This window comes from Nocardia sp. NPDC058497 (assembly GCF_042720195.1).
Classification (GTDB): domain Bacteria; phylum Actinomycetota; class Actinomycetes; order Mycobacteriales; family Mycobacteriaceae; genus Nocardia.
On record NZ_JBHXMY010000322.1, the window covers coordinates 1 to 6891 of the forward strand.

Consider the following 6891-nt stretch of genomic DNA (forward strand, 5'->3'; position numbering starts at 1 on the left):
GGGTACCGGTTGGACCTTTGTCGGCGCCGTTGCTTTGTGGGCCGGGTTTTCCGTGTTCGCCGGGGCCGGACGGTCCTGCGCCACGTTCGCCGGATGAATCGCCGCCGGTGCCCGGGCTGCCCCCTTCGGGGCTGCTGTGGTTGTCGGAAGGGTCGCGTTCGAGCCGTTGTTCGGCAGTGGAGTTGCCATCGTCGTTCGGGGTGTTGGGTACCGTGCGCCAGCCCTCCGGGTCGGTATCCACCTCGGGCATGTTGTCGCCTGGGCCTTTGGAGCCTGGCGACACGATGCCCGGGTCGATGCCGGACGGCTTCGTGCCCTGTCCGTCGTTGAAACCGGCAAGTTGTGCGTCGGCGTCAGGAGGTGTTGTCGGTGCCGGGGGCTCGGCAGCGATAGACACGGCGGAGTCGAGGTCGGCATCGGCAGGAGTGTCCGAAGTGGTGATCGCCGAGGACTCGGGGTCGGCGAGGATCGGGTAGATGGTGTCGGCGGTGGGGGCGATGGTTTGGATGAGGGTGGTGCCGTCGACGGTGTACTCCGTCTCGACCTCGCGGCCCACTGCGTCGTAGGCCCACGGTCGTTGGATGTGGCCGATGGCTCGCTCGTCGGGACCGAGGATCGAGACGGATCCGTCGGGGTTGCGCGCCAATCGTCCGCCGGCGGGGACAGGGTGGGCGAACTGGTCGCGGACCGGTGCGTCCTGATTGTTGATCAGGACGAAGGTCTGTTCGGTGCCGTTCGCGCGGGGCACGGTGAGCTGTTCGTAGCCGGTGCCCGGGTCGACAACGACCCGGATCCGCTCGCCCGGCGTTCCGGTCACATCGTGGCGGCCGGTATCCGCACCGACGGTCTCGTCTTTACGGCGTGGGGAGAACCGAGTGGGAATCCTGAACACGAAAGGTGCTGCGGGAGGGGCGAGCCCGGCGTCCAGGCTGGTCAGTTCGCCGGTGCCGAACCGACTCGCCGAGACCCTGGCATCAGGGTCAGCGACCGTGGTCGGGTTCAGGGAGGCGAAGAACGCGTCGCGTTGCGCGGTCCCGCCACCCGGCGTGGGGCTCGGCGCTGTGAGAGTGGTGCCTTGATCGAACAGTTCGCGCGCGACCTCAGCACTTGCGTCGAACGCGCTGTCGATCACGGACGCACCGCTGTCGCCGACCACCCTGAAGGACCATGCGGCGGTCGAAGCGTGGGCGCGAGCGAGGCGTGCCAGGACTCGCTGCCAGTCACCGACTCCGGTGCTGGTCTTCACGGCCGCGGCAGCAGCGGCACTGGCGACAGCCGCCCCGACGAGCGGGTAGGCGACGATAACCATCACCGGGATGAGCGGGGGGATGGCGATGAGCGGCAGGATCGGGACAATGACGGCGGGAGTCTGGGCGGTCAGGGCCGCCAATCCGTCCGACGCGGCGGCAGCGGTTGCGATCGCCCCGGTATTCGCCGCGACTGGATCCGCGGGCCGACCCGTGATCGCACCCAGGCCACCGCCGATGACCGCGGGAATCTGTTCACCGAGCGGGTTCTCCGTGAATCGCAGACCGGTCGCGATCTTGATCTCGGCGACCGTTCGCTCCACCACCTGCCCGAGTTCACGCTGTAGATCGGTGGCAGTCGTGACCAGCGATTCCCAGCGCGCACGTATTCGCACGAGTTGATCCATCGCACTCGGCGCGGTGAGGACGCCGGCGCTGCGGACAGCCGCGACTGCTTCTTGCAGCAACTCGTAGGTGTGTGGGGCGTCGGCGGCGACCGGTTCCATCTGGGATTGCAGCCGTGACAGCGCGATCGCGAACTCGGAGAGGGCAGTGCCGCTGCGTTGGTAGGCGGTGCCGATGAGCTGTAAACGGTGCGCGAGGTGGTCGTCTTTGACACCTGTGAACAGCTCGGCTTCGATCCCGACGAACTGTGCAGTGTCAGCCCCGGCGACCCGGTAGCCTGCGTCGGCGGCCGCGTAGCCGAACGCGCTCCATTCGCGCCCGCAAGCGCTGATCTGATCGGTGTCACCGTCCATGACGAACAATTCGTCCGGGTACCGATCCACCAACGCAATGGTGAGTACTTGGTCGATCACACCGGCATTGGTGTGCATTTCTGTGTCAGGCATGGAATCGGCCCCCCGATCGGTAGTGTTCAGCGAGGTTGGTCAGTCGACTCGGGTCAGGGCGTCACCCCGGCGAGCCCGGCGGCACCACCGATGCCCGCGCCGACCGCGCCACCCACCGCGGCGGCAGGGAGGCCGAGGGCCGCCGCGCCGACGGCACCACCGGCGAGACCACCGGCGATCGCGCCGCCCACTGTCGCGACCGCGATGGTGGGCACGGCTCCGGCGAAGATGATCGGCTGGACCACAATGTTTCCGAGGCACCCGGTCGTCAGGCACGCGACTACCGCGGTTGACGCCACGGTCCCGGCCACGCCCGCCGTACCGGCGACGAACCCACCGGCCGCACCCGCGCCGGCACCGACCACCGCGCCCGGCACCGCACCGACCACCGCGGCGGGCACCCCGGCGACCAGGGCGCCGATCGCCGCGCCCGCGAGCACAGCATTCTGCACCTTCAGCGGATCCGGCGCCGCGACCACCTCGGCATCACCCGGCGCGATCACGGCGACGGGGGCAGACACCGCGACGGGCTCCCCGGTGACGGCATGCGCGGTGGACATCGCCGGGCCCGTGGCGAGCGCGCACAGTGCACCGATGGTCGCGGCGCGCAGTGCGACACGGGGACAACGGGTTTCGGTCATTGCTGTTCTCCTCTTGATCGTGGGACAGGGTTCACTGAGCGGCAGGCGTCACGATGACGCCGATATCCGCTGTGCTGGAATCGGATTCGACGACTACGCGGCCGCGTTCGGTCGCAACGACGCGGCCGCCGTGCACGGTCACCGTGCTGCCGCCGGGATAGGCGAGCTCGGGGACGGCGATCACCGTGCGGCTGCCCGCGGGGAACTCGCCGGTTCCGTCGGCACGGGCCGGGCTGTAGGTGAACTCGAACCGGCCGGTGGCACGCTCGAAGCGCCAGCCGCGCGGCGTACCGGCCACCCGTTGCGGGTACGGCCGCACGAGCGCGGCGAGGTTGGCCGCGTTGATGTTGGCCGGGACCGGTGGCCGTCGCGCATCGACGAGCAGGCCCTCGATCTCGGGACTGGTCGCGGTGGTGGTGGGATCGTTGCCGCCGTAATTCCAGTGGTACCAGGAGCTCATCTCGGCGTCGGCGAGGTCTGTCTGAGCCGCGAGGACGTCGGTGTTGTCGGTCGCGCCGAATTCGGTGAGCACCGCGGGACGGTGGTCGTGCTGCATCACCTGGCGCGCGTGGGCCGCCGCGTCGCGGTAGAAGGGCAGGCACCAGTCGATCGGCGGGCGTAGCGCTCCGGTGCATGGCACCGCATAGGAGTTGTATCCGTGCACGATGCCGGGCAGCGTCGACGGCGGCACCTGTTCCACGGCACCGATCGCGGAGAGGATGTAGCCGGACTCCACGATCGGCGCGGTCGCGTCCACCTCGCGAATGGCCGCGGCGACTCGGTCACCGAACTGGCGCAGTCGCTGCTGTGGTGAGGGCACCGGGCATGTTCCGGTGACACACAGATCCTGGAAGATGCCGATGGACGGCTCGTTGAGGATGCCGTATCCGGCGAGGCCAGGCGTGCCTCGCAGGCGGGTGGCCGTGTACTGCCACGCCCGGCTGAAGTGGTCGAGCAGACCACGGCCGTCGGGTGCGGGCGAATCGGCGAAGAAATGTGAGAAGGCTTGGTAGATGGCGGGACTGAACTGCGCGGTGACGATCGAACCGCTGACGTCGGGGAATCCGTCGGTCCGGGTCGCCCAGGGCGGGGCCCCGGCGCCGCCGAGCGCACTACCCCACCGGTCCTGATGGAACTCGACGGTGGTGTAGATGCCGTGATCGGCCGCGGTCGTGACGAATCGGCGGATCGTGTCGAGGTAGACGTCGTCGTACTCGCCCGGACTCGGTTCCACTGCCTCCCAGATGATCCCGAGCCGGATCCCGTTGAATCGATGGTCGCGCAGGAACTCCGCGTCGGCGGTGTCGAAGCCGTAGTGCTCCGGGGTGTAGGGAGCGGTCTTGCTCACGACGTTCTCACCGTGCACGACCACCACGCGACCGTCGGTGTCCACCAGCCATCGGTCGACGACCGTGAGGGCGCCGGTGATCTCCACGGCGGGGCTCGCCGCGGCAGGTGTGGCAACCGTCAGCCACAGCAGGGACAACGCGGCCGCGAGCAGGCGGTGTGGGTATCGGGTCATGATTCTTTCCGGGGTTCGGACAGGGCGGCGGCGAGCAGCGGCCACGCCGAACGCAATTCGGCCGACCAGTAGGGCCAGGAATGGGTGCCGGTCGCACGCAGATTCACCGTCGCGGCGATCCCCAGCGCGTCGAGACGTGCGGCGAGGCGCCGGGTGCACAGACTCGCGCCGCTCTCGAGCGGACCGCCGAACACCACCGCGTCGAGCACCGCCGGATTGCCGGTGGTGTCGTGCGTTCCCGGCACGCCGGTGCCCGCCGAGAGGTATACGGCTGTCGAGCGCAGGGATTCCGCGTGGGCGATCACGTCGTGAGCAGCCCAGTTCGGGTCGCCGGACGGGCCGAACATGTTGTCGGCGTTGCCACCCATGCTCGCCACGACCGCACGGAGCTGTGCCTCGCCGAGTCCGGTACTGGTGTAGCAGCCGCTGAAACCGGCGACCGCGGCGAAATCACCGGGGTTGCGGGCCGCCAGCATGAATGCCCCCTGCGCTCCCATCGACAATCCGGCCACCGCCTTGGTGCCGTTGCCGTGGTAGGTGGCATCGAGCAGCGGCGGAAGTTCCCTGGTGAGAAAGGTTTCCCACTGGTAGGTGCCCAGCACGGGGTCCGGGCGTTGCCAGTCGGTGTAGTAGCTGACCGGGCCGCCCACCGTCAGCACCACGTTCACCGGCTTGTCGGCGAAGAAGTCCACCGCGTCCGCGCGGGTGATCCAGGTGTTGCCGGCCGGGTCGGCGGCTCTGCCGTCGAGCAGATACACAGTCGGGCGAGGGGTTTCGCCGTGCGAGGGCAGGAGGACCTGTACCTCGACGATCCGGCCCATCGCCGGGGAGGCCACGAACACCCGATGCCACCGGTCGGTGATCTGCTCGACGTGATCGATCATCGCCCGATCGGGGCTGCCCGGTCCGGGCTGTGCGCCCGACGGCGACGCGACGACGACGAGCATGGCGACAGCGACGGCGACCGTTCCGACGGCACGCGTCAGCATGGCGCCGAACGAGGCGGGGCTCATACGGGCACCGGCGCCGACGCCGCGGTGATCGCGAAGTGATCTTCGAGCACGTCCGCGCCACGCCGAGGCCCACCCGCGGCAGCGAACGCGGCGGCGATCCGTCCGGCCCCGGGCCCGCAGGCCCGTGCCCCGTCGACGGCACGACGCAGCGCACCGGTGTTCAGTCCGCGACTCGGCAATCCGGTTCCCGCATCGGCACTGACCACACGGCGTGCGACTTCGGCCTGGTCACGGCCGAACGGGACGACGCACACCGGCACACCCGCTGCCAGCGCCTTCTGCGTGATGCCCATGCCACCGTGTGACACGACGACAGCGGCACGCGAAAGTAGCAGGTCGTGTGGCAGATACGACACCACTCGCGCGTTGGCCGGTACCCGGAACCCGGCCGGATCCAGCGCTCCGGCGGTGACGACGGTGTAGAGGTCGCTGTCGGCCAAGGCATCCAGCGCGGTCTGCGCGAGGGCACCGTCGTCCTGGAACTCGGTCGAACAGGTCACCACTGCCAGCGGGCGGCGAATACGGGTCAGCCACTCCGGCGGGTCCGCAGGGGGCGCCCACAGGCCGGGTCCGATCTGATGGACGATGGTCGGCCAGTCCGAGCGCGCATCGTCGAACGGTGGCGCGGTGAAGTTGAGGATCACCGGCGACTGGGCGAGATAGTCGACCGTGTGGCGCAACGGTGCCAGCCCATGCTGCCTGCGCGCAGTGTTGAGTCGCGGAAGTACGGTGTCCCACAGCAGATTCGACATCTGCGCCACCGCCGTGTCCCGCAGACGGCCGATGGGGCCGTCCATCGGGGTGAGGCCGAGACCGAACGGCGGCACGTCACGTGACGGGATCGGCAGCAGCATCGGCGACCACGTCGCCCACGGCAAACCGCTGGCCGCGGCCCAGGTCTGGGCACCAGCGGTCGTGGTGTCGATCAGCAAGGCATCGGGCTGATCGTCCTCGACAGCCGTGCGGATCGCGTCGATCTCGTGCGGAATCCGGTCGGTCAGTGACCGCAGTGCCGCCAGCAGTGCGCCGACCCTGGTCTTGCCCCAGTCGTGCAGGGTGTCTTCGGCCAGCGCCGGTGGCAGTGCCCGCACCGCGATGCCGAGCGCGCGCAGTGCCTCCTCGGCACCGGGAAGTGTCATGACGGTGACCGTGTGTCCGCGGGCAGCCAGCTCGCCCAGCACCGGTACCACGGGGAACAGGTGGCCCTTGGCCGGTGAGGTGAAAACGAGGATCTTCGCCACCGACGACCTACTTCGCCAGCTTGTCGAAGACCGCGCTGCCCGCCTGATCGGCGCCGTCCGCGCGGGCCGCGACGACCGCCGCGGTGGTACCCCAGTTGCCGATATTGTCGATCAGCTGCTGGGTGCTGGTCTTCCACTCGTCGTGGAACTCGGTGATCGCGTCCTGCACGGCCTGCTGCTGCTGGGTCCCCAGGCCGGAGATCTCGGTCAGCGCGCTCTTCGGTGCGCTCAGCACACTCTCGACTCGCACCAGATCGGCTGCGATGGCATGCAATTCGACGATCGGAAACTGCGCGAACGACATGGTCGTCTCCCCCTTCTCGGATGTGGAATTACTCGTCGGGCCCGGTCGGAACGCCGGGCGGGAAGTCCGGTG

5 protein-coding genes and 1 pseudogene are annotated in these 6891 nt (G+C 69.1%); all 6 read right to left on the minus strand.

The annotated features are described in order from the left end of the window. Window positions 1-2098 (minus strand): annotated as a pseudogene (locus ACFWPJ_RS20545) (hypothetical protein); the annotation flags it as partial. Window positions 2099-2151: 53 nt separating this feature from the next. After that, on the minus strand, window positions 2152-2739 hold the full coding sequence (locus tag ACFWPJ_RS20550) for a hypothetical protein (RefSeq protein ID WP_378853609.1): 588 nt from the start codon (window positions 2737-2739) through the stop codon (window positions 2152-2154). A 31-nt stretch (window positions 2740-2770) separates the two neighbouring features. Continuing rightward, entirely contained in the window at window positions 2771-4261 is a 1491-nt protein-coding gene (locus tag ACFWPJ_RS20555) for a cellulase family glycosylhydrolase (protein WP_378853611.1), read from the minus strand. Further along, a complete protein-coding gene (locus ACFWPJ_RS20560) occupies window positions 4258-5274 on the minus strand; it encodes an alpha/beta hydrolase (RefSeq protein ID WP_378853613.1) in 1017 nt (338 codons plus the stop codon). The genes ACFWPJ_RS20555 and ACFWPJ_RS20560 overlap by 4 nt, the downstream gene beginning before the upstream one ends. Then, complete coding sequence (locus ACFWPJ_RS20565) at window positions 5271-6515, minus strand: glycosyltransferase (protein WP_378853615.1); 1245 nt, start codon at window positions 6513-6515, stop codon at window positions 5271-5273. The genes ACFWPJ_RS20560 and ACFWPJ_RS20565 overlap by 4 nt, the downstream gene beginning before the upstream one ends. A 7-nt stretch (window positions 6516-6522) precedes the next feature. Next, complete coding sequence (locus ACFWPJ_RS20570; RefSeq protein ID WP_378853617.1) at window positions 6523-6819, minus strand: hypothetical protein; 297 nt, start codon at window positions 6817-6819, stop codon at window positions 6523-6525. Window positions 6820-6891 lie beyond the last annotated feature (72 nt).